General features: G+C 64.1%; 20 protein-coding genes and 2 pseudogenes. 14 read left to right on the top strand and 8 right to left on the bottom strand.

Translation table 11 applies throughout. From position 1 onward, the window contains the following. Positions 1–7: 7 nt before the first annotated feature. Genes cyoB through H1B27_RS35870 form a run of 6 tightly spaced genes read left to right on the top strand, consistent with a single transcriptional unit; the run spans position 8 to position 5,775 of the window. Positions 8–2,005: a cytochrome o ubiquinol oxidase subunit I gene (gene cyoB / locus H1B27_RS35895; protein WP_197969289.1), complete on the top strand. Its 1,998-nt coding sequence runs from the start codon at positions 8–10 to the stop codon at positions 2,003–2,005. After that, positions 2,006–2,635, top strand: a complete 630-nt coding sequence (gene cyoC, locus H1B27_RS35890; protein ID WP_197969288.1) for a cytochrome o ubiquinol oxidase subunit III — start codon at positions 2,006–2,008, stop codon at positions 2,633–2,635. After that, the gene (gene cyoD / locus H1B27_RS35885) at positions 2,632–3,012 is read left to right on the top strand and encodes a cytochrome o ubiquinol oxidase subunit IV (RefSeq protein WP_061882601.1); all 381 of its coding nucleotides are present in this window, start codon (positions 2,632–2,634) and stop codon (positions 3,010–3,012) included. The genes cyoC and cyoD overlap by 4 nt, the downstream gene beginning before the upstream one ends. Before the next feature lie 13 nt (positions 3,013–3,025). Next, positions 3,026–3,877 (top strand): SURF1 family protein, encoded by an 852-nt coding sequence (locus H1B27_RS35880; protein ID WP_197969287.1) that lies wholly within the window; start codon positions 3,026–3,028, stop codon positions 3,875–3,877. Then, entirely contained in the window at positions 3,849–5,252 is a 1,404-nt protein-coding gene (locus tag H1B27_RS35875; RefSeq protein ID WP_197969286.1) for an ATP-binding protein, read from the top strand. Before H1B27_RS35880 ends, H1B27_RS35875 begins: the two co-directional genes overlap by 29 nt. Beyond that, a complete protein-coding gene (locus H1B27_RS35870; RefSeq protein ID WP_061882604.1) occupies positions 5,242–5,775 on the top strand; it encodes a response regulator transcription factor in 534 nt (177 codons plus the stop codon). The genes H1B27_RS35875 and H1B27_RS35870 overlap by 11 nt, the downstream gene beginning before the upstream one ends. Positions 5,776–6,057: 282 nt before the next feature. Here the strand turns inward: H1B27_RS35870 and H1B27_RS35865 are convergent, their stop codons facing one another. From H1B27_RS35865 to H1B27_RS35850, 4 genes and pseudogenes are all read right to left on the bottom strand, one after another. Then, positions 6,058–6,885, bottom strand: a complete 828-nt coding sequence (locus H1B27_RS35865) for a CarD family transcriptional regulator (RefSeq protein WP_197969285.1) — start codon at positions 6,883–6,885, stop codon at positions 6,058–6,060. A gap of 344 nt (positions 6,886–7,229) precedes the next feature. Then, entirely contained in the window at positions 7,230–7,568 is a 339-nt protein-coding gene (gene fdxA / locus H1B27_RS35860; protein ID WP_018643465.1) for a ferredoxin FdxA, read from the bottom strand. Positions 7,569–7,700: 132 nt separating this feature from the next. After that, positions 7,701–7,964: pseudogene (locus H1B27_RS35855) on the bottom strand (RNA-binding S4 domain-containing protein); the annotation flags it as partial. A gap of 82 nt (positions 7,965–8,046) precedes the next feature. Further along, a complete protein-coding gene (locus tag H1B27_RS35850) occupies positions 8,047–11,493 on the bottom strand; it encodes a helicase-related protein (protein ID WP_197969284.1) in 3,447 nt (1,148 codons plus the stop codon). A 114-nt stretch (positions 11,494–11,607) separates the two neighbouring features. On the opposite strand from H1B27_RS35850, the gene H1B27_RS35845 reads away from it, so the two are divergent. Then, positions 11,608–11,835, top strand: coding sequence for a hypothetical protein (locus H1B27_RS35845; RefSeq protein WP_197969283.1), 228 nt, complete (start codon positions 11,608–11,610; stop codon positions 11,833–11,835). A gap of 484 nt (positions 11,836–12,319) precedes the next feature. On the opposite strand, the gene H1B27_RS35840 is transcribed toward H1B27_RS35845, so the two are convergent. Then, positions 12,320–13,129, bottom strand: coding sequence for a DUF3108 domain-containing protein (locus tag H1B27_RS35840; RefSeq protein ID WP_197969305.1), 810 nt, complete (start codon positions 13,127–13,129; stop codon positions 12,320–12,322). A 526-nt stretch (positions 13,130–13,655) separates the two neighbouring features. Here H1B27_RS35840 and rpmB point away from each other — a divergent pair. The 3 genes from rpmB to H1B27_RS35825 all read left to right on the top strand — a co-directional run bounded on the left by rpmB (position 13,656) and on the right by H1B27_RS35825 (position 16,748). Further along, a complete protein-coding gene (gene rpmB, locus H1B27_RS35835) occupies positions 13,656–13,964 on the top strand; it encodes a 50S ribosomal protein L28 (RefSeq protein WP_061882608.1) in 309 nt (102 codons plus the stop codon). Positions 13,965–14,560: 596 nt separating this feature from the next. After that, entirely contained in the window at positions 14,561–15,286 is a 726-nt protein-coding gene (locus tag H1B27_RS35830; protein WP_197969282.1) for a hypothetical protein, read from the top strand. A gap of 94 nt (positions 15,287–15,380) precedes the next feature. Then, positions 15,381–16,748 carry a T6SS phospholipase effector Tle1-like catalytic domain-containing protein gene (locus H1B27_RS35825; protein WP_197969281.1) on the top strand — a complete coding sequence of 456 codons (1,368 nt, stop codon included), beginning with the start codon at positions 15,381–15,383 and terminating at the stop codon, positions 16,746–16,748. 197 nt (positions 16,749–16,945) lie between these two features. Here the strand turns inward: H1B27_RS35825 and H1B27_RS41130 are convergent, their stop codons facing one another. Continuing rightward, on the bottom strand, positions 16,946–18,037 hold the full coding sequence (locus H1B27_RS41130; protein WP_311977596.1) for a helix-turn-helix transcriptional regulator: 1,092 nt from the start codon (positions 18,035–18,037) through the stop codon (positions 16,946–16,948). Positions 18,038–18,068: 31 nt separating this feature from the next. Between H1B27_RS41130 and H1B27_RS35815 the strand changes: the two genes are divergently transcribed. From H1B27_RS35815 to H1B27_RS35800, 4 genes and pseudogenes are all read left to right on the top strand, one after another. Then, a complete protein-coding gene (locus H1B27_RS35815; protein ID WP_131872640.1) occupies positions 18,069–18,383 on the top strand; it encodes a hypothetical protein in 315 nt (104 codons plus the stop codon). 269 nt (positions 18,384–18,652) lie between these two features. Continuing rightward, entirely contained in the window at positions 18,653–19,072 is a 420-nt protein-coding gene (locus tag H1B27_RS35810) for a DUF6647 family protein (RefSeq protein WP_061882615.1), read from the top strand. Positions 19,073–19,202: 130 nt separating this feature from the next. After that, a pseudogene (locus H1B27_RS35805) lies at positions 19,203–19,436 on the top strand (caspase family protein); the annotation flags it as partial. Positions 19,437–19,712: 276 nt separating this feature from the next. Then, positions 19,713–19,958 carry a PilZ domain-containing protein gene (locus H1B27_RS35800; protein ID WP_165936267.1) on the top strand — a complete coding sequence of 82 codons (246 nt, stop codon included), beginning with the start codon at positions 19,713–19,715 and terminating at the stop codon, positions 19,956–19,958. 265 nt (positions 19,959–20,223) lie between these two features. On the opposite strand, the gene H1B27_RS35795 is transcribed toward H1B27_RS35800, so the two are convergent. Then, a complete protein-coding gene (locus H1B27_RS35795) occupies positions 20,224–20,631 on the bottom strand; it encodes a hypothetical protein (RefSeq protein ID WP_197969279.1) in 408 nt (135 codons plus the stop codon). A gap of 341 nt (positions 20,632–20,972) precedes the next feature. After that, a complete protein-coding gene (locus tag H1B27_RS35790; RefSeq protein ID WP_197969278.1) occupies positions 20,973–22,085 on the bottom strand; it encodes an NADH:flavin oxidoreductase/NADH oxidase in 1,113 nt (370 codons plus the stop codon). Positions 22,086–22,136 lie beyond the last annotated feature (51 nt).

Below are 22,136 nucleotides of genomic sequence, written 5' to 3'. Positions count from 1 at the left end.
ATCCAGCATGTCTCCTGATTTTCTCAAGCTCATCTTCGGCCGGCTCACCTTCGAGTCACTGCCGCTGCACGAGCCGATCGTCGTCGGCACTTTCGTGGTGGTCGCGCTCGGCGGCGTCGCGCTGCTCGGCGGCCTCACCTATTTCCGTCTCTGGGGCTATCTCTGGCGCGAGTGGTTCACCACGGTGGACCACAAGCGCATCGGCATCATGTACATGATCCTCGGCATCGTGATGCTGCTGCGCGGCTTTGCCGACGCGCTGATGATGCGCGGCCAGCAGATGCTCGCCTTTGGCGGCTCCGAAGGCTATCTCAACGCCCATCATTACGACCAGGTCTTCACCGCCCACGGCGTGATCATGATCTTCTTCGTGGCGATGCCGCTGGTCACGGGCCTGATGAACTATGTGGTGCCGCTCCAGATCGGCGCACGTGACGTGTCGTTCCCGTTCCTGAACAATTTCAGCTTCTGGATGACGGTCGGCGGCGCGGTGCTGGTGATGGCCTCGCTGTTCATCGGCGAATTCGCCCGCACCGGCTGGCTGGCGTATCCGCCGCTCTCGAACATCGGCTACAGTCCCGATGTCGGCGTCGACTATTACATCTGGGCGCTGCAGGTCGCCGGCGTCGGAACGACGCTATCCGGCATCAACCTGATCTGTACCATCGTCAAGCTGCGGTGCCCCGGCATGACGATGATGAAGATGCCGGTGTTCACCTGGACCTCGCTCTGCACCAACGTCCTGATCGTCGCCTCCTTCCCGGTCCTGACCGTCGTGCTCGCGCTGCTCTCGCTCGACCGCTACGTCGGCACCAACTTCTTCACGAACGATTTCGGCGGCAGCCCGATGATGTACGTGAACCTGATCTGGATCTGGGGCCACCCCGAGGTCTACATCCTGGTTCTCCCGGCGTTCGGCATCTTCTCCGAGGTCACCTCGACCTTCTCGGGCAAGCGGCTGTTCGGCTACACCTCGATGGTCTATGCCACGGTCGTCATCACCATCCTGTCGTACCTGGTGTGGCTGCACCATTTCTTCACGATGGGTTCGGGCGCCAGCGTCAATTCGTTCTTCGGCATCACCACGATGATCATCTCGATCCCGACGGGCGCGAAGATGTTCAACTGGCTGTTCACGATGTATCGCGGCCGCATCCGCTACGAACTGCCGATGATGTGGACGATCGCCTTCATGCTGACCTTCGTGATCGGCGGCATGACCGGCGTTCTGCTCGCGGTGCCGCCGGCCGACTTCGTCCTGCACAACAGCCTGTTCCTGATCGCGCACTTCCACAACGTGATCATCGGCGGCGTGGTGTTCGGCGCGTTCGCAGGTATCAACTACTGGTTCCCGAAGGCGTTCGGCTTCAAGCTCGATCCGTTCTGGGGCAAGATGTCGTTCTGGTTCTGGGTCACCGGCTTCTATCTCGCCTTCATGCCGCTCTACGTGCTCGGCCTGATGGGCGTGACCCGCCGCCTGCGCGTGTTCGAAGATCCCTCGCTTCAGATCTGGTTCGTCATCGCCGCGATCGGTGCCCTCTTCATCTTCATCGGCATCCTCTCCATGCTGATGCAGTTCGCGGTCAGCCTGCTCAAGCGCGAGCAGCTCAAGGACGTCACCGGCGATCCCTGGGACGCGCGTACGCTGGAATGGGCGACCTCCTCGCCCCCGCCGGACTACAACTTCGCCTTCACCCCGGTCGTTCACGACAATGACGCGTGGTGGGACATGAAGAAGCGCGGTTATCAGCGTCCGCTCACCGGGTTCAAGCCGATCCACATGCCCAGCAGCACCGGCACCGGCATCATCCTTGCCGGCCTCGCCACCGCGATGGGTTTCGGCCTGATCTGGTACATGTGGTGGCTGGCGGCCGCGAGCTTCATCGCGATGCTCGCCGTCGGGATCGGCCATACCTTCAACTATCACCGCGACTTCGACATTCCGGCTGAAGACATCATCCGGACGGAGGATTCGCGCACCAAACTGCTCGCCGGAGCCAGGTAAATGACTGTCGCTGTCAATCCCTCACAAACCGGCGAGCCGCTCTTCTATCTCGCCGACGAACATCCGCATCCGGAAGGCTGGAGCACCGCGCTCGGCTTCTGGATCTACCTGATGAGCGACTGTCTCATCTTCGCGATCCTGTTCGCCACCTACGGCGTGCTCGGCGGCAATTATGCCGCCGGCCCCGCCCCGAAGGACCTGTTCGACCTGAACCTGGTCGCGGTGAACACGTCGATGCTGCTGCTGTCGTCGATCACCTACGGCTTTGCGATGCTGACGATGCAGCAGAACGAGGTCGCGCAGACGCAAGTCTGGCTGGCGATCACCGGCCTGTTCGGCCTCGCCTTCATCGGCATCGAGCTCTTCGAGTTCGCCCACATGATCCACGAGGGCGCCACGCCGCAGCGCAGCGCCTTCCTGTCGGCCTTCTTCACCTTGGTCGGCACCCACGGCCTGCACGTTTCGTGCGGCCTGATCTGGCTCGTGACGCTGATGGTGCAGGTCCAGAAGTTCGGCCTGATCGAGGCCAACCGCCGCCGCCTGATGTGCCTGTCGATGTTCTGGCACTTCCTCGACGTGGTCTGGATCGGCGTCTTCACCTTCGTCTATCTCCTGGGAGTTCTGCGATGAACACCGATACCCACGCCGCCCACGCGGACCATCATCACCATGGCGACGGCCACGCCCACGGCACGTTCTCGACCTATCTGCTCGGCTTCGTGCTCTCGGTGGTGCTCACCGCGATCCCGTTCTGGCTGGTGATGAGCGGGGCGCTTCCGAGCAAGCAGATCACCGCGCTGGTCATCATGGCCTTCGCGGTCGTGCAGATCGTCGTGCACATGATCTACTTCCTGCACATGAACACGACCTCCGAGAACGGCTGGAGCATGATGGCGCTGATCTTCACCATCGTGATGGTGGTGATCGCGCTGTCCGGTTCGCTGTGGGTGATGAGCCACCTCAACAGCAACATGATGCCGATGCACCAGATGTCGGGAATGAACTGAACGAGGCTCCGAGGTGAGCAAGACCGGGACCGTGACGAGCAAGCCAGGGGGAGAGCGCAGCGAGGCTGTGCGCGCCCCCTCCTTGTGGCTCACGGCGCTCTTGCTCATCGCCTTTGCAATTCTCGTCGCGCTCGGAGTTTGGCAGATCGAACGCCGGGCCTGGAAGCTGGCGCTGATCGACCGCGTCGAGCAGCGCGTTCATGCCCCGGCGCAGCCGGTTCCCTCGCCCGCGTCATGGCCCACCATCGGCGCCGCGAACGACGAATACAGGCACGTCCACGTCAGCGGCCGCTTCCTGCATGACCGCGAGACTCTGGTTCAGGCTGTCACCGAGGAAGGCCCGGGCTATTGGGTGCTGACGCCGCTGAAGCGCAGCGACGGCACGCTGGTGCTGATCAATCGCGGCTTCGTGCCGTCCGAGCGGCGCGACGCATCGACGCGCAGGGGCGGCAATCCCGACGGCCAGGTCGAGATCACCGGCCTGATCCGCATGACGGAGCCGAAGGGCGGATTTCTCCGGGACAACGCACCCCAGCACAACCGCTGGTACTCACGCGACGTCGCCGCGATTGCGGAGGCACGCGGCCTTCACGACGTCGCGCCCTTCTTCGTCGATGCGGACGCCGGATCACAAATCGCCGGCGGTCCGATCGGCGGATTGACCGTGATCCGCTTTCCCAATAACCACCTGATCTACGCGCTGACGTGGTTTGCCCTGGCTTTCATGCTGGCCGGTAAACTCTTCGTCACATTCGGCGGCGGGCTGTTCCGCCGCAAGCGCTTCGTCCACGAAAGGGCCGGCGGCTCGGATGCCGTCGCCCGCAGGACGGGATCAGATGCTGGAACGATCGTCGAGCCGACCTGACGACGGGAAAACGCTTTCCCAGACGCTTGCGCGTGACGGGCTCGCCGTCACGCTGCAGTCGCAGGCCGATGCGCGCAGCGAGCTGATCGGCACCGCTCCGACCGACGACGAGACCAACCGCAAGAACATGGCGCTGTTGATCCAGCTGCGCTGGACCGCGGTGGTCGGCCAGATCGTGACCATCGGCGCCGTGCATTTTGGTCTCGGCATCCCCCTGCCATTGGAGCGGATGGGTGCGGTCATCGGCGCGCTGGTGCTGCTCAACGTGTCCAGCCTGGTCTGGGTGCGCCATCGCGCCGCGATCACCAATAACGAGCTCCTGGTCGCCCTGATGCTGGACGTCGCCGCGCTGACCGCGCAGCTCTATCTCTCAGGCGGCGCCACCAATCCCTTCACCTCGCTGTTCCTGCTCCAGGTGACGCTGGGCGCGGTGCTGCTCGATGCCCGCTCGACCTGGTCGCTGGTCGCATTGAGCTGCGCGAGCTTCGTCTGGCTGACATTGGCCCACCGGCCGCTCGACCTGCCGCCCAATCCGCTGAGCGAGACCTATACCCTCACCGTAACAGGCATGCTGCTCGGCTTCGTGCTCAACGCCGTGCTGCTGGTGGTGTTCGTCACCCGCATCAACAGGAATTTGCGTGAGCGCGATGCGCACCTGGCGGCGCTGCGTCAGAATGCCGCCGAGCAGGACCACATCGTGCGCATGGGCCTGCTCGCCTCCGGCGCGGCACATGAGCTCGGCACGCCGCTGGCCTCGCTCTCGGTGATCCTCAGCGACTGGCGTCGCATGCCGGATCTCGCCGCCGATCAGGAGCTCGCCGAGGACCTCGCGGAGATGGAAACCTCGCTGCAACGCTGCAAATCAATCGTCACGGGGATCCTGGTGTCGGCGGGCGAAGCGCGCGGCGAAGGCTCCTCGCCGACGACGGTGACGGCCTTCGTCACGGCACTGGTCGAAGAGTGGCGCAACGCGCGCTCGGCCCGCACGCTCTACTTCGTCAATACGTTCGGCGAGGACGTCGCGATCGTCTCCGACGTCGCGTTGAAGCAGGTGATCTTCAACGTGCTCGACAATGCCTATGAGGTCTCGCGCGACTGGGTCGAGCTCGTGGCCGAGCGCGAAGGCGACAATCTGGTGCTGTCGATCAGTGACCGTGGCCCGGGTTTTGCGCCGGAGATGCTGGCGCAGCTCGGCAAGCCCTACCACTCGAGCAAGGGGCGCGCCGGCGGCGGGCTCGGCCTATTCCTGGTGGTGAACGTCGTACGCAAATTGGGGGGCACCGTGACTGCCGAGAACCACAGGAAGCGCGGCGCCACGGTTCGTCTGACGTTGCCGCTCGCAACGCTCGCGATCGGAGGGAATTTTGACGCCTGACCGCTCCCTCATCGTCGTCGAGGACGACGCCGGCTTCGCGCGCACGCTGAAGCGCTCGTTCGAGCGCCGCGGCTACGAGGTCGTTCTCGCCGCCACGATCGAGGAGGTGCGCCAGGTGCTGGAGCAACGCTCCTTCGGCCACGCCGTGGTCGACCTCAAGCTCGGCGGCGCCTCGGGCCTTGCCTGCGTCGAGCTCTTGCACACGCACGATCCGGACATGCTGATCGTGGTGCTGACCGGCTTTGCCAGCATCTCCACCGCCGTCGAAGCGATCAAGCTGGGCGCATGCCACTACCTGGCAAAGCCGTCGAACACCGATGACATCGAAGCCGCGTTCACCAAGGCCGAAGGGAACGCCGAGGTCGCACTCGACGCACGGCCGACCTCGATCAAGACGCTGGAATGGGAGCGCATCCACCAGACCCTGATCGAGACCGAGTTCAACATCTCGGAAGCGGCACGACGGCTGGGCATGCACCGGCGGACGCTCGCAAGGAAGCTCGAGAAGCGACCGGTGAAGTGATGAAAGCGTCGCGCGTCGTTTGACGAAGACTCTCTCCTCTCGTCGTCCCGGCGAACGCCGGGACCCATACCGCGGAATCTATCGTTGCGATCGGTAGGCGTACCGAACGACTAATCTTCGTCAAATTTCTCCCTGGGGTTATGGGTCCCGGCGTTCGCCGGGACGACATCGAATTTGTTGAGATGCCTTTGCGCAAAGCTCCGGTCGTTCCAGATGACGGTCCCCAAACAAAAAGCCCGGCCGAACGGCCGGGCTTTTGATCTCTTGCGTTCGACGCGGGGCTTACGCCGCCTCGTCGGCGACGGTGGTGTCGTCGCCATCGGTATCGTCCGTCTCACCCTCGGCATCCGCGTCGGCTTCGCCCTCGGCGGCTTCCGCCTTGGCGTTGCGGCGCGGGCTCTTGGCGAGCTGGGCTTCGATCTCCTTGACCGCTTCGGTCTCGGTCGAGTGCTGCACCACCGCGATCTCGCGGGAGAGACGGTCGAGCGCCGCTTCATAGAGCTGGCGTTCGCTGTAGGACTGCTCCGGCTGCGACTCCGAGCGATAGAGGTCGCGCACGACTTCCGCGATCGCGACGATGTCGCCCGAATTGATCTTCGCTTCGTATTCCTGGGCGCGGCGCGACCACATGGTGCGCTTGACGCGGGCGCGGCCCTTGAGCGTCTCCAGCGCCTTCTTGACCAGCGCCGGATCGGACAGCTTGCGCATCCCGACATTGGCGACCTTGGCGGTGGGCACGCGCAGCGTCATCTTGTCCTTGATGAAGTTGATGACGAACAGCTCGAGCTTCGCGCCGGCGATCTCCTGCTCCTCGATGGCCAGGATCTGGCCGACGCCGTGAGCGGGATAGACGACGAACTCGTTGGCCTTGAAGCCCTGACGCTGGGTCACGACCTTCTTTTCCTCGACCTTCGGCGCAGCAGCGGGCTTGGCAGCCGGCTTTGCGGCGGCGGGAGCCTTGGCAGGCGCAGCAGCAACAGGAGCCTTCGTCGCGGGCTTGGCAGCGGCAGCGGGAGCCTTGGCAGTTACCGGCTTTGCAGTCACAGGCTTGGCGGCAGAAGGCTTGGCAGCGGTCGCTTTCGCGGCCGGTTTGGCAGTCTTGTTAGGCATTGCGCTTCTTTTGTTCTTCGAGGACTTTGCAGCCGGCGCCTTCGTCGCGGTCCGACCCTTGGATGCGCTACGGCTGGCCGCGGCGACTTTTTTGGCCTCCTTATGGGAAGCCCTCGCTGAAGTACTCTTTTTACGCGTTTTCTGTGACACAGCCTGCGCGCGGAAACTGCCACGCCCCTGTTCGACATTTGGTTTCACGGGAACCCTGAGGGGCCAAACGGGCTGACGGGGTTCGGCTTAATGTGCTCAATATAGCACATTTCCCGCAAAAATCAATGATTTAGGGGTCTTGAGGGCTGGTTTTCGGCGGCAGCGCCGCTATTAGGGTTAAGTTTGGGCGCGAATTAGTCCCCCGAGCCCGGGTTCGGAGAAAAATATTTCTCGAACTTGCCTTCCATGCCGTCGAATTCCTTGGCGTCGGCGGGCGATTCTTTCTTCTGGGTGATGTTGGGCCAGCTCTTGGCGTAGTCGGCGTTGACCTGCAGCCACTTTTCCAGGCCCGGTTCCGTGTCCGGCTTGATGGCGTCGGCGGGGCATTCCGGCTCGCACACGCCGCAATCGATGCACTCGTCGGGGTGGATGACGAGCATGTTGTCGCCTTCGTAGAAGCAATCGACCGGGCAGACCTCGACGCAGTCGGTGTACTTGCACTTGATGCAGTTTTCAGTGACGACGTAAGTCATCCAACGCTCCGAAAAGCTCTTTTAAAAGTCGTGGCTTGCGTAGCGCGGATGGCCCGGCGCCGCAAGATCGGGAAGGCCGATCATGACGGCTTTGCGCCGTTTGATCGACCAAGAAATGAATACAAGGCGCAATTAATTGCGCGTCCCGAGCTCCTCATAGAGCACCCGTGCCGAGGCAGCATCGCCGCGGCGTTCGTTGAAGCCCGTCACCTTCAGGACGCGCACCGTGCGATCGAGCGCGACGGTGAGCACGTCGCCGATCTTGACGGCATGCCCCGGCGAGGTCTCGCGCGCGCCGTTGATGCGGACATGGCCGGTGACGACGAGCTCGGCGGCGGAGGTGCGCGCCTTCACCACCCGCGCATGCCACAGCCATTTGTCGAGGCGCTGCCGCTCGGTCGTCGTGACTCTACTCCTTGCTCCTTCCGACGCATTGTCTTCACGCGAACCGCTCCGTACGTCGCCTGAAAACGCGACGTTACTCCTTCCGGCCGGACAGCTGCTCCTTCAGCGCGGCAAGCTTGGCGAAGGGCGAGTTCGGATCGGCCGGGCGGTCGCGCTCGCGGGGGCCTGCGCTCGAGGCGTAGGGACGGAGCGACGGACCACCCTGGCGGTCGCGGCCCTTGTCGCGGTCACGGCCACGGTTGTCGCGGCCCTTGTCGCGGTCTCCACCGAACTTGCCCTTGTCGCGGTTGCGATCCTTGTCGCCGCCCTTGCCCTCGAAACGACGATTCCTGTCGTCGCGGCCCTCGGGACGCGGCGTGCCGTCCGCTGCGCCTTCGCGCGCCTTGCGGAAGTCCCTGCCGCCATCGCGGCGACCGCCGCCGTGACGATGGCCCGGCTTCGCGCCGTCGGCTGCTTCGCCGGGCGCGGCGCTCGCTGCATCGGGCGCAGCGCCAGCCTCAGCGCCGGGCCGCGAACGCTGATTGCGGTGACGCTGGTGGCGATGGCGCTCGTGGCGCGGCTTGCGATCCTCGTGACGGCCGGCCGGGCGCCAGACCTCGACAAGCACGGGCTCGGCGGCTGTCGCCGCGGCCTCGACCGGCGCAGCAGCATCGGGCGAGGCAGCGGCTTCGATGGCGGCGGTCTCGGCCGGAGCGGCTTCGAGCCCCTCAGCCTCGGGGGACGTCGCAGCATCGGGGGACGTCACAGCCTCTTCTGCCGGCGGCGCAATGCCGGGAGCATCTTCGGGCGTGACGGGGATCTCGGGAGAGGCTTCGAGCGCCGGCTCCTCATGGGCGGGCTCGTCGTGCGGCTCCATGCCGGGCGCGTCTTCGACCGTGACGGCCTGGTCAGCGGCTTCGGGGGAGACGGTCGTCTCCGCCGGCAGGCCGGCAACGGCCTCCGCCGCGGTCTCGGTCGAAGTCTCGGTCGAACTCTCCGCGCTGCCCTCTGCGGGCGGCGTTTCGGCCGCAACCGTTTCGACGACAACCGGCTTTGGCGGCAGCGGCGGACGCTTCTCCATGCGATAGCCGAGCGCGCGCAGCACGGAGGCAAAGTCTTCGCCGGCTGAACCCGTGAGCGAGGTCATCGCCTGCGTAACCACGAAGCTGCGGCCGTCGAAGGCGCCGGCGGGCTTTTCGCCGGGCGAGTTGTCGCGCCAGGCCAGCGCCGGGCGGATCAGATCGGCGAGGCGTTCCAGGATGTCGACGCGCACGGCGCGCTCGCCGGCCTGCTTGTAGCCGAGCACGCGATAGGCATCGCGCGGCAGCTGCTTGTCGACCGGGAACGAGGTGCGGCCCGACGACGCCAGATGCTGCGCGCCCGAGAGCGCGGAGAGATCGACGTTGTCCTGCTTCAGCGCCCAGAGCAGCGCAGCGAGTGCACGCGCGGCGGGCTTGAGCAGGCCGGGGAAATAGATGTGATAGGCGCCGAAGCGGACGCCGTATTTCCGCAAGGTCGCGCGCGAGGACTGGTCGAGATCCTTCAGCTCGCTGGCGATCTTCGGGCGCTCGAGCACGCCGAGCGCCTCGACCAGCTGATAGGCGATGCCGCGGGCAATGCCGGTGACGTCCTCGGCCTTCGACAGCTCGAACATCGGCCCGAGCAGTTTCTCGATATGCGTCTTGAGCCAGAGCTCGAGCCGCGCCTGCACCTTGTCGCGGGGGCCGCCGGTCAGGCGCTCGTCGGAGATGATGCGGATGCGCGGATGCAGCGCGTCGTCTGCGGCAGACAGCCGCGCCACGGCATCGCCGGTCCAGCGGATGATGCCTTCGGAGGTCAGCACGAACTGCTCGTCCGGCGCATTGCCGAGCTTCTCGGCGCGCGCGTTGATCTCGCCGGCGAGCACCGCTTGCGCTGCGGCCTGCAAGGCTTTCGCATCGGAGCCGGCTTCCGCCGCATCCGGTGCAAAGGTGAAGCCGTCGAGGCGGCCGATGACATGGCCTTCGACGATGACTTCGCCGGTCTTGCCGATTTCAGTATTCAAGCTCGTGTTCTCCCGCAGGCGGCGCATCAATACACTGGTCCGGCGATCAACGAAACGCTCAGTCAAGCGTTCATGGAGCGCATCCGATAATTTATTTTCGACCTCCCGCGCGATCCCCTGCCAGCGTTCGGGGTCTCTCAGCCAGTCCGGGCGGTTGGCGACGAAGGTCCAGGTGCGGATTTGCGCGATTCGGGCCGACAGCGTGTCGATATCGCCGTCGATGCGGTCGGCCTGGGTGACCTGGGACTCGAACCAGGCATCGGGAATGCAGCCCTTCCGCATCAGGAAGCCGTACAGCGTCGTCACCAGCTCGGCATGGGCGGCGGGCGACAGTTTCCTGTAGTCGGGGACCTGGCAGGTTTCCCAGAGCCGTTCCACGGCGGCCTTGCCATGCGCGATATCGCGCACCTCGCCGTCGCGGGCGGCGTGGTCGAGCACGCGCATGTCCTCGGCGATGGGCGCGCGCGTCAGCGCCTCGTGGCCGGGGGCGAGGTTCAGCGACACCTGGAGCGCGCCGAGCGAGGAGAAATCCAGCTTCGAATTGCGCCATTGCAGCACCTTCACCGGATCGAAGGTGTGGTTCTGCAGCGCGTTGACGAGCTCGGGCTCGAACGGCGCGCAGCGGCCCGTGGTGCCGAAGGTGCCGTTGCGGGTGGCGCGGCCGGCACGGCCGGCGACTTGCGCGAACTCGGCCGGCGTCAGGCGGCGGAACTGGTAGCCGTCGAACTTGCGGTCGGAGGCGAAGGCGACGTGGTCGACGTCGAGATTGAGGCCCATGCCGACGGCGTCGGTGGCGACGAGATAGTCGACATCGCCGTTCTGGAACATCGCCACCTGCGCATTGCGCGTGCGGGGCGACAGCGATCCCAGCACCACGGCGGCGCCGCCGTGCTGGCGGCGGATCAGCTCGGCGATGGCGTAGACTTCATCGGCGGAGAACGCGACGATGGCGGTGCGGCGCGGCTGGCGCGTGATCTTGCGGTCGCCGGCGAATTCGAGCTGCGACAGCCTGGGACGCGTGATCATGGACACGCCCGGCAACAGGCGCTCGATGATCGGGCGCATCGTCGCAGCCCCGAGCAGCAGCGTCTCGTCGCGGCCGCGGCGGTTGAGGATGCGATCGGTGAAGACGTGGCCGCGCTCGAGATCGGCGGCGATCTGGACCTCGTCGACGGCGAGGAAGGAGACGTCGAGGTCGCGCGGCATCGCCTCGACGGTGGAGACCCAATAGCGCGGGTTCTTCGGCTTGATCTTCTCCTCGCCGGTGACGAGCGCGACGCTGGCCTCGCCGGCCCTGGCGGCGATCTTGTTGTAGACCTCGCGCGCGAGCAGGCGCAGCGGCAGGCCGATCATGCCGGAGGGATGCGCGAGCATCCGCTCGATGGCGAGATGGGTCTTGCCGGTGTTGGTCGGTCCGAGCACCGCAGTGACGCCGGCGCCAGACACGCGATCGGACGGTGCGCGCTCGGAGGCGAAGGGGGAGGAGGAAAAAGCCATGTCTGGGGATTAGGTAGTGGCGATTGGGGCGAATGTCAGTGCTGGATGAGGCGGGCGGGGGGCTGGGTGTCCGCCATGTCTCCGAACGCTGCGCGGCAACCACGCTCCACTGTCATGCCCCGGCTCGACCGGGGCATCCAGTACGGCGCGGCCTCTCCGCTCGACCACAACCGCCTCGGCGTACTGGATCGCCCGGTCAAGCCGGGCGATGACACCGTGGGTGCGGGAACGCCCTCGCCGAATCCTCCGCAACTGTTTCACTTTGCGACGCTTTTCCCGTTCGCCTTAAGCTTCGGAACGACTCTAGAACGAATCGCGGCCGAATCGCTGACTCCCCGTTGAGTCCCGTTCCGTTCTCGCAACATGTCGCGGGACTCGCGTTGGTTGTGCACTAGATGGAGTTTTGCGCGGTCGCACAAGCGACCGTATCGGTTAAAGCTGGGGACGGAGCGGAGTCGAATCAGAATCGGGGAGGAGTCAAATGGATTCCCGTTTGTCTCGCTCTGCCGTCATGCCCGGGCTCGTCCCGGGCATCCACGTTCTCGACCCCGCGCAGCAAGGACGTGGATGGCCGGGACAAGCCCGGCCATGACGCGGGTGCTGAGCGGGCGCCTTTTTCGCGAAAACAACCCCATGCACAGTAGGTAAGTGATTGAAATAATTGGGGTCTGTTTTGGACCCGAATTCTTTCGTCATTCCGGGGCGCGCCCCTTGGCGCGAGCCCGGAATCCATCGGGCCGCAGCGACTGTCTCGCGATGGATTCCGGACTCGCGCCTACGGCGCGCTCCGGAATGACGGCGGAGAGAGAAGGGACTCCGTCCTCGCCTACTGCGTCTTGGCGACGCGCGGCGGCTGGGCCGAGGTGATGAAGCTGGTGGCTTCCAGCAAGGCGGGCCCGAGCGGCGTCGGCACTTTCAGCCAGAACGGAACCAGGATGCGCGTGCCGGCGACCGGGGCGAAGGCGATCTCGATGTTGCGCTGGGCGGCGAGGTATTTGATCACGGGACGATCGGGGATGTAGCCCGCGACCGGCACGAAATAGAGCGAGCACACGACGACCGGGCCCTTGTAGCCCTTCTCCGCCTTGACGGTCTCCATGCGCTTGAAATCGAGCTTGAGGTCGTAGCGCATGCGGCCGTCGAACACCGGCGCACCGTTGTGGCAGGCGTCCGGCGAGACGGGATCGCCAGTGCCGGGCACGCGCAGCAGCGAGGCCGTCATGGGGTCCCAGACGCCGCGGCGATGCGCCTCGGTGACGACGATGCGATCAGGATCGACCGGCGGTTCGGGGAGGATCGCAAAATCCTTCACATTGCCCTTGTCGAGGGTGATGCGGATCTCTTCGGTCTTCTTCTGGGTGGTGGTGGAGGCCTGGTAGCCGGTCGCCACCAGCGCGCCGTTGACGACGCGGCCCTGCGAGGCGCCGGTGCCCGAGCCGCCCGTGAAGGACTTCAAGAGCCCCGTGGTGCCGCCGGCGGCCGCCGCCGAAAACACGTCGTCCTGGATGTCGATGTTCCAGGCGCCCTTGCCGACGGGAATGCCCGCCAGCGAGGCCTCATACTGCGCCTCGAGCTTGCCTTGCGCCGCGGCCGGCACCGCGCCCCACGCCAGGGCCAGCGCGCAAAGCGCCATCAGCCAGCCGGCCAGGCGCGGCCGGGCTGAGCGCAAATCCTGCGCAAAATGGGACGTTGCAAGCACGAAGCTATCCAATCGGGGCGCGATGCGCTGTTACTTAAACCAAAAACCGCGGCAAACAATGTGTCCGGACGTATCCGCCCCGGAACTCCACCTGATATTTCGGCGGCGAATACGCCCTTTATGTGATGGTAAGACGCGATAATCATTGCCGTTTTGGTGATCGGGCGGTAACCCTCTCCCCCCATATTCCACTGTCATGCCCCGCGAAGGCGGGACATCCAGTACGCCGCGGCCCCTCGCCTCCAGCCGCGCCGCCCCGGCGTACTGGATCGCCCGCCTGCGCGGGCGATGACACCTCGCGTGGGACAAAGCGCGGGGTACGAATCCCCGCCCAAAACCTTGACGTCCCGCCCCTTCCCCCCTATACGTCCGCCCGCTCCCTGCAAGGACAAAAGAATTTGCCCCCGTGGCGCCCCGAATGGCGGCCGCAGATCGTTGGGGGTTCAGGATAAGGATTTTTGCCATGTCTCGCCGCTGCGAACTGACGGCCAAGGGCCCCCTCGTCGGCCACAAGGTCAGCCACTCCAACATCAAGACCAAGCGCCGCTTCCTGCCGAACCTCGTCAACGTGACGTTCATCTCGGAAGCGCTGGGCCGCAACGTGCGCCTGCGCGTCTCCACCAACGCGGTCAAGAGCGTCGACCACAATGGCGGCCTCGACCCCTTCCTGCTCAAGGCCAACGCCGACAACCTGTCGCCGCGCGCCCTCGAGCTGAAGCGCGCCATCCAGAAGAAGGTCGGCGACGCGCAGCCGGCCAAGCAGGCGAGCTGAGTTTTCGGAAATTGGGCGGGGGCTAAGTAGCGTCGCGTGGCGTAGGCTTAGCCGAGTAAGAGTTTGCGTTGCGGCCGGATCGGAAGATCCGGCCGTTTTTGTTTGTGGGCGATAGGTGCTTCTTCGGAGCGATTCATCCTATGGTCGAAATGGAGTTTTCCTGCCATCTAACCTAGTGTCTCGCTAGGGGGAAGAGCCGTTGACCAAGAAGGTTACGGGCGGATCGGATTCAGCCTTATCTGATGTGGCCTTAGCCGCCGCAATCCTAGACTTATTGAAGGATCACTCCAGCCTGGGAATTAGGCTGAAGGAAATTCCATACAATTGGTCCACAGGACAGCATCGATTAGCGGGCAAATTTTACTACATATCATTTGCAGATGGAGTGCCAACCATCGGCGAGTTTGTCGAATATCTTTACGACTGCCTTATCCCGTACTGCCTTCCCCAAAAGCTATACGCCCCTCTTTTAGAGAATGCTGATCCGTTGAAGGATTACGCTCGAATAATCCGCTTGGGGGATGAGGCTAAGGCGCGGTCAACTCGACGAAACATTCGATCGAGTCGCGACTCTATCACCCGATGCACGCACGCAAATGCGCCAAGCATTGGAGACTGCGAGTTCTCAAATAAGCATCGACGTTGATACGTTAGACGCCAGCCCGCAGATATCTGCTTTTCGGCAACAACAATTGTACGAGTACATGGTGGAGAAAATCCGAGAAAAAGGTGCCGAGTACCTCATTCCACCTCACCCAAGCTCTCCGTTTATGGATGCGTTGAACAAACTGAGGCCAGTCTTTGCGCGAGTACACAAATATTTAGAGCTCAACTCTGGGCGGCACCATCTATATTGGGCACCGCTCGCTCTTCGCTGGATGCGTGGCGAATCGCTTCCCTCGATAATCGACGAGGCGATAAAATATCACGAGAAGAAAGGTCGATCGCGAAGTAACCGCACTGTAATAAGAGAGGTTCTAACTGACATTGAGAGCGATCTTCGCTTTCGTTACGTTAACTTGCTGGGATGCTATACTGCAGTCCTAAAACGCGCCTTGATTGATTGCGATCACGCTTCAAGCGCAACAAAGATCCCTGCTCTAACGCTTTACCTAGAACTTGGCGCAGCTTCTCAAACAATGATTCAGCTGATGAGCTTAGGTCTTTCGCGTCACACAGCTGGCATAGTTGCTGGACAAAGTATCAACAAGGACATGGATGCTTCCGCCGCACGAGCTTTCCTTCAGCGTTTCTCGCCAGAGGCTGCCGGCCTTTCCTCCTACCTGGCTAGCGAAATTACGCGCGTCAAAGATGCGATGTAGTATGAGTGGCGCTTGCAAGACCAGCGTTGTTATTCGCAAAATTGGCCAAATCGCGCTATACTCGCCCCGGTAGCATCACCCCGAGGCGCATCCCATGGATCAGGCAGCCACTCCCGACCGCAAGCCCGAGCCCAAACACCTCGTCATCTGCTGTGACGGCACCGGGAACGAGATCAGCGAGAACATCTCCAACGTCCTGAAGCTCTATCGCTGCCTGCGCAAGACGGACAGGACGTCGCCGCGACAGATGGTCTATTACGATCCCGGGGTCGGCACGGTGACGGAGCCGACGACGTGGCATCGCTTCAAGGCCAACGTCAACATGGTGCTGGGGCTCGCCACCGGCTACGGGCTCGATGACAACGTGCTCTCGGCCTATTGCTTCCTGGTCGAGCATTATGCGCCGGGCGACCGCATCTACCTGTTCGGCTTCTCGCGCGGGGCCTATACCGTGCGGGTGCTGGCGGGGCTCATTCACAAGATCGGGCTGATCTCGCCGGAGCAGGCGAACCTCGCGGGCTCGGGCCTCGTCGCCTACAAGCAGTATTCCGGCACCGGGCGCGGCAACGCGATCGAAGACGTCGAGGGCATCGCGACCGACGAAAGCGGGCCGCTGCCGAAGGACGCATTCGATCTCGCCGCGCAGTTCGCGCGCATCACCTCGACGCGCTGGCCGACCATCCACTTCATCGGCGTCTGGGACACGGTGGCGAGCGTGATCGTGCCGCGGCGCGACAATTTCTTCTTCCTGTTCAGCCTGGAGGAGCTCGCCTTCACGCTGCGCAACCCCAGCGTCAGGATCTTCCGGCAGGCGATCGCGATCGACGAGCGGCGCTGCATGTTCCGCCTGAAGCAATACCGGGAGCCGCAGGACTTCTGGAGCAACCGCTACGTGCCCGACGAGAAGAAGGTGCCGCAGGACATTCTGCAGGTGTGGTTCGCCGGCGTGCATTGCGACGTCGGCGGCGGCTATCCGGAAGCCGAGAGCGGCGAGTCGAAATACCCGCTGATCTGGATGATCGAGGAAGCCGCGAAGGCCGGGCTGAACTTCAACCCGCGCACGGTGAACCAGCTCGCCTGGGGCGTCCAGCGCAAGAACTCGCCGTTCCACTATGTCGCGCCGGCCTACACCGGCAGGACGGGCCAATTGCACGATTCGATGACGCCGGCCTGGCGCGTGCTGGAGTATCTGCCGAAGAAGGCCAGGTACAAGGAATGGCCGGCGCGGAAGGTCCATTTCGGCTTCTACATCCCCGACCGCGAGCCGCGCGTCATCCCCGAAGGCGCGCACGTGCATGAGAGCGTGCTAAAGCGGATGGCGGTGGAGCCCGACTACCGGCCGGTGAACATGCCGAAGGATTACGTGACGGTGCCGATGCCGGTGGGGCCGGGGCACGCGGAGACGGCCGGAGGGACGGAGGGCGCGGCTTCGCCGGCGCCCGGAGTGCCGACGACGGACTAGGGCGCGGAAACATCAACGTCAGCTTGCCGGGGCACGGTGGAGGTCTTGCACCTCGGGCGTGACGCTGCCACCCGGCGGCTGCGAGCGAGCGTCAGTTCCGGAGGGGACAGCTTGTCCTTGGCGTGCGCCCTGCGCAGAGTCCCTGGCGTGCGCCTTGCGCCGAGATTGACGTATGGCTGACGCTCGGGCTCAACGCATCATCGCAGCTTGCCGAGCCAGAGCGCGGCGAGCGCCGCGCGGTTGCGCACGCCGAACTTGGCGTAGATCGACTTGACGTGGAAGTGCGTGGTGTTCGGACTTTGGCCAAGCTTCTGCGCAATCTCCTTTTCCGCGTGACCGTCGAGCAGCGAGAGCAAGACCCTGCGCTCGGCGGCTGTCAGGGCCGCGTTGGCGATGAGCAGACCGTGACTGAGCAGCTGTTGGCGGTGAAACCATCTCAACCCCCGCATCGTGAAGCCCAGAAGCTGGCCGTCCTGCGCCGAGAAGCGGGGTGCCTGCGCATCGCGAAATACGAACAGGCGGATTCTCACGTCCTCATTGAGCGCAATGCGCACTGAAATGCTGTCGGCGAATCCGACATCCAGATAGTGCCGGCGATAATGCTCGCCCTCGAACCATTCCGGCGGCAGCGTTTCGAACAACAGGCGGACGCGGAACGGCTCATCTCCCGACATGGACAGAATCTGAGACAGATCGACGTTGGCGGACCAGAGCGTATCGTACTGCTTCTGCACGGATGCCGCCACGGCCGGTATCGGGTCCAGCACCCGGACAAGGCGCGGACGCCAGCCAAGCAGGGGATCGGTCCGCTTGCGTGACGGCAATCGCACGACCGCCCCCCACAGAACATTGCGTGCCGACAACATGGTCCGCAGTGCGGACAGCAGGTGCGTCAGCGCGGCGTCACCGTCGGAGACCGAGAAGTCGGCCAGCTGATCCCAGAGTGCATAGATTTCTTGGTTTTGCGGATCGACAGGACCCGTGGAGAGATGCATGTCATTCCCGAAGCGTGTGCAGGCCGCCGACCGCGCGTGTATATCCATAAAGCACAACGAACCACCTTTCCAGGTAGTTCTCAGACCCATCAATCGGCGCGATAGTCGGCACGGTTGTCGGGAAGCGGGTCCTCCCACCGTAATGACATTGGGAGGCCCGCCGGAGAGCGAACCGAGAACCGAATGGCTTCCCGGCTCTTTCACCATCCCGTCATGCGCCGCTCCGCTGCAAAAGCGAGCATCGAGCGGTGAATTTCCACGCGCTTTCTTTTCAGAAACGTCATCGCGGACCACACTGCCTCGGGAGGTTTTCCTGCAGATCTACATGATTGAACGCGGCCACGCCGACCATCCGCTTGCGCGACTGCCTTTCACATGGTGGGAGCGCGCCTGCTTCCGGTCAGAGCTGCGCGCGGATATCAGGGACAGATCCGAGTTTCTACGCGATATCGGCGTCGACGCGTTCGAAGCGCATGCCGAGGCGCGTCGCTTTTTCTGGCAACCGATCACGCTGAAGCGCCCGGCGATGCTGGATTGCGCCCCTGCAACCGCCGCCGTCGCGCGGCCAGCCGTCGATGCCAACGGTTCCAGATATCGCGCTGACAGCGCTCCACGTCATCAACCGACCCTGGCGTCCTGATCATGAAAAACACTTCGCAGCCTTCGTCCGCACTGCCGACTTCTGCGTCGTTTCCAATCGCGAATGAAGGGCGGCGCTTCCTTGCTTCCATCGCGTCGGCGCTGCGAAGCTCGCGACGCCTTCAGGCTGATCGGATCCTGCGTCAGTACGCACATCTGATCGCGCATCCCAGGCAATCCGCCGCGGGGCCAACCTAGCAGAATAGGAAACTCGAAAATCCTCGTCACCAGCAGGCCGCGCTGCGCATCTTACTGCAGGAAGCCGTTTCCTTGGAAAATCTGATCGCAATCTACATCGCATGGATCGTTGCCAAGACCGGCTTGTCGGCTCCTGATCATCCGCGGATCCATTTCGTGACAGCGGCGGACATGGCAATGCGACATGGCTCGCCGGAGGACCGCGGGCTGGAGTTGCAGGCGCTCTACAATCGCGACGAGGGGGCGATCTACCTGCCTCAGGGCTGGCGACCCGATGATCTGCGACAGAAAAGCACTCTGTTGCACGAAGTGGTGCACCACGTGCAGAGGGCAAACAACATCGTCCTTCCCTGTATTGCTGCCTACGAACGCCAGGCCTACGAATTGCAGATTGAATGGCTGCGGGAAGAAGGAGTGGCCGATCCGTACGCGCTCATCAAGACCAACGAGCTGGGCATCTACATCGCGAGCGCATGCCGCGACGGATCATAGGCGCCAGGTGTCAGAGGGGCCCGTATGACGGGATGGGATGACGGTCCCTCGCGTTGAGCACGGCCCCTGCCGGGACATCACCCGCCCCACACACGCGCCCCACGGGCGAGCTTCGCTCTGCGGGCGGGCGCGGTGGGCGCTGCGCGATTTCATCGAACGGTCCCGCGATGCCGAGGTTGCGGTCGTCTACTATGCGAGTCATGGCATCGAGGTCGATGGGGTCAACTATCTCGTTCCGATCGATGCCGCTCTCGAACGCGACACCGACATCTATGACGAAGCATTGTCGCTGGATCGGGTGCTGATCGCCATCGAACCCGCGACAAAGTTGCGGCTGGTGGTTCTCGACGCATGCCGTGACAGCCAAGATGAGCACTGACAACGGACAATGTCCCTCCGGCAGTTGCGCTATGGACGGATCGGCTTTCGCAAAGCACCGAAAGTATTGTTCGTCGGCCAATTGTCTGAAGAACCGTTTCGGCAAGAAGCAGACGCAGGGGTAGAATCCGCATGCCGCTTGCAGCCTTCGCCGGCACTTTTCGTTAAAATTCTCCTGCCGGCCTTAGCTGCTTCGCATCAACTCCCCGGCATTATCGTCACCCGAACCCGCCGCTAGATGCGGAATTGGAGGAGAGTGCCAATGCATCCGCGCCGCCATGTCCGCGTCAAGCCCGCAGGGCTGGTGTCGCGCCAGGCCAAGATCATCACCGACCCGCGCGCGCCGGTGATCCCCTGCACGCTGATCGACTATTCGCCCGGCGGGGCCTGCGTCGATCTCGGCGGCCAGGTGACGATCCCCGATCGCTTCGAGCTGCTGCACGTCAACACCAAGAAGCGCTGCCGCATCGCCTGGAAGCGCGGCACGCGCGTGGGCGTGGTGTTCTGAGCCGTGCTGCTGCTGACTCTCCACGGGAGGGCAGGGCCATCGCATGTGAGTTCCTGGCGACGCCTGAGCGAGCGCCTCGTCCTTCGAGACGACCGCTTTGCGGTCTCCTCAGGATGAGGCTGAGCGGCATCTTTGCTTGCGGAAACTGCTGTCAGGCACTCGGTCCTCATCCTGAGGGCCCGCCAAAGGCGGGCGTCTCGAAGGATGGCCGCAGGGAAAGTTTCTCAAATGCGATAGCCCTGCCCTGGAGGGGAGGGTCAGAAAGTTACTTCCGCATCCTCGCCTTGGCGCCCGCGACGATCTGCATGACGACGCCGGCGAGCCAGCCGGCGAGGACGAGCCAGGTCCAGAGCATGTGCGGGTCAATCCGCAGCACGATGACGAAGACGGAGACGAAGGCGGTGAGCGTGGCAAGCAGCGTGCCGGCGGAGCTCATGAATTCGGCGGCGTCGATCTGGCTGTGCGCATCGTCGAACGGCAGCTGCGGCGTGTCGATGCCAAGATAGAAGCCGATGCCGCCGAGCACCATCATCAGCAGCAGGAAGCCCTGGGTGGTGAGCACGGGAATCGCCGATCCGACATAGGCCCCGACGAACAGCCCGCACGATGCACCGGCCATCGCAAGGCCGACGCGCTCGAAGATGTGAGCAGCTTTGCGAACAGGATAACGCATGGGCGGCCCTCCATTGCCTCGGCTGCGTGGAAGGTTAGGCCAGTTTCGGGGGGCGTGGAAGGTGGGGGGAGTTACGGAGGTGAGGTAGGACGGCGCCTCCAACACCCCGCTGTCGTCCCGGACAAGCGCGCCTAAAAGCGCGCGCCGATCCGGGACCTCCGCGCGAGCGCTTGCGCTCGTCGCCATAACCACAGGGAGGGGTTTGACGAAGATTCGAAGTTGTTTGATCGACGTATACTCCGCGCCATCGAGGGATCACGCGGCATGGGTCCCGGATCTGCGCTTGCGCTTGTCCGGGACGACAGCGGAGATTATCGCGCCGTCATCGCACCACTCGCCCCTCACCTCGCGCCGAACGTGGTCTTGCCGAACAGCGCCTTCTGCGCCTGTGGCTGCGAGCGCCAATATTGCGGCGGCGCTTCGACCTCGCCGCCGAGCTCGGCGGCGGCGTGCCAGGGCCAGCGCGGGTCGTAGAGCATGCCGCGGGCGAGCGCGACCATGTCGGCCTTGCCCGATGCGACGATCTCCTCGGCCTGCCTTGCTTCCGTGATCAGGCCGACCGCGATGGTGGGCAGGCCGGTTTCGCGCTTGATGGCGTCCGCGAACTGCACCTGATAGCCGGGGCCGAGCGCGATCTTCTGCAGCGGCGAGACGCCGCCGGAGGAGGCATCGATCCAGTCGACGCCGCGCGCCTTCAGCGCGCGCGCAAATTCGATGGTCTGCGCCAGATCCCAGCCGCCCTCGACCCAGTCGGTCGACGACACCCGCATACCGACCGGCTTGTCGGCGGGGAATGCGGCACGGACGGCGTCGAACACTTCGAGCGGATAGCGCATGCGGTTCTCGAGGCTGCCGCCATATTCGTCGGTGCGCCGGTTCGAGATCGGCGACAGGAATTGATGCAGGAGATAGCCGTGCGCGCCGTGCACCTCGATGGCGTCGATGCCGAGCCGCGCGGCGCGCTTCGCTGAATCGACGAAGGCCTCGCGGATGCGCTTGAGGCCCGAAGCATCCAGCGCCAGCGGGGCGGCCTCGCCCTCCTTGTGCGGCACCGCGCTCGGGCCGACCGTCTGCCAGCCGCCGTCGCCGACCGGAATCAGCTGGCCGCCATCCCAGGGCCGCGCGCTCGAGGCCTTGCGGCCGGCATGGGCGAGCTGCATCGCGATCGCCGTGGAGGAATATCTGCGCACCGAATTGAGGATCGGCTTCAGCGCGGCCTCGCAGGCATCGCTGTAGAGCCCGAGGCAGCCCGGCGTGATGCGGCCGATCGCCTCCACATGCGTCGCCTCGATGCAGAACATCGCCGCGCCCGACAGGCTGAGATTGTTGATGTGGGTGAAGTGCCAGTCGGTGGCGACGCCGTCATCGGCCGAATACTGGCACATCGGCGACACCACGATGCGATTCTTCAACGTCAGGCCGCGCAGCTTGATCGGGGAAAACAGGACGCTCATGCGGGGAGTTCCGGAAGGTGGGAGGGGCAATGCAGGGGGGAGTGTAATGGG

It is taken from the genome of Bradyrhizobium diversitatis, from assembly GCF_016031635.1.
Taxonomy (GTDB): Bacteria; Pseudomonadota; Alphaproteobacteria; order Rhizobiales; family Xanthobacteraceae; genus Bradyrhizobium; species Bradyrhizobium diversitatis.
Note: the sequence above shows the minus strand (reverse complement) of the source record. Positions and strands in the feature narration are given on the sequence as shown.

Excerpts from the sequence above, each read along its gene's own strand:
- cyoB (WP_197969289.1), top strand. The coding sequence starts at position 8 with ATGTCTCCTGATTTTCTCAAGCTCATCTTCGGCCGGCTCACCTTCGAG.
- cyoC (WP_197969288.1), top strand. The coding sequence starts at position 2,006 with ATGACTGTCGCTGTCAATCCCTCACAAACCGGCGAGCCGCTCTTCTAT.
- cyoD (WP_061882601.1), top strand. The coding sequence starts at position 2,632 with ATGAACACCGATACCCACGCCGCCCACGCGGACCATCATCACCATGGC.
- H1B27_RS35875 (WP_197969286.1), top strand. The coding sequence starts at position 3,849 with ATGCTGGAACGATCGTCGAGCCGACCTGACGACGGGAAAACGCTTTCC.
- H1B27_RS35865 (WP_197969285.1), bottom strand. The coding sequence starts at position 6,885 with ATGCCTAACAAGACTGCCAAACCGGCCGCGAAAGCGACCGCTGCCAAG.
- fdxA (WP_018643465.1), bottom strand. The coding sequence starts at position 7,568 with ATGACTTACGTCGTCACTGAAAACTGCATCAAGTGCAAGTACACCGAC.
- H1B27_RS35850 (WP_197969284.1), bottom strand. The coding sequence starts at position 11,493 with ATGGCTTTTTCCTCCTCCCCCTTCGCCTCCGAGCGCGCACCGTCCGAT.
- H1B27_RS35845 (WP_197969283.1), top strand. The coding sequence starts at position 11,608 with ATGCCCCGGCTCGACCGGGGCATCCAGTACGGCGCGGCCTCTCCGCTC.
- rpmB (WP_061882608.1), top strand. The coding sequence starts at position 13,656 with ATGTCTCGCCGCTGCGAACTGACGGCCAAGGGCCCCCTCGTCGGCCAC.
- H1B27_RS35830 (WP_197969282.1), top strand. The coding sequence starts at position 14,561 with ATGCGCCAAGCATTGGAGACTGCGAGTTCTCAAATAAGCATCGACGTT.
- H1B27_RS35825 (WP_197969281.1), top strand. The coding sequence starts at position 15,381 with ATGGATCAGGCAGCCACTCCCGACCGCAAGCCCGAGCCCAAACACCTC.
- H1B27_RS35815 (WP_131872640.1), top strand. The coding sequence starts at position 18,069 with ATGATTGAACGCGGCCACGCCGACCATCCGCTTGCGCGACTGCCTTTC.
- H1B27_RS35800 (WP_165936267.1), top strand. The coding sequence starts at position 19,713 with ATGCATCCGCGCCGCCATGTCCGCGTCAAGCCCGCAGGGCTGGTGTCG.
- H1B27_RS35795 (WP_197969279.1), bottom strand. The coding sequence starts at position 20,631 with ATGCGTTATCCTGTTCGCAAAGCTGCTCACATCTTCGAGCGCGTCGGC.
- H1B27_RS35790 (WP_197969278.1), bottom strand. The coding sequence starts at position 22,085 with ATGAGCGTCCTGTTTTCCCCGATCAAGCTGCGCGGCCTGACGTTGAAG.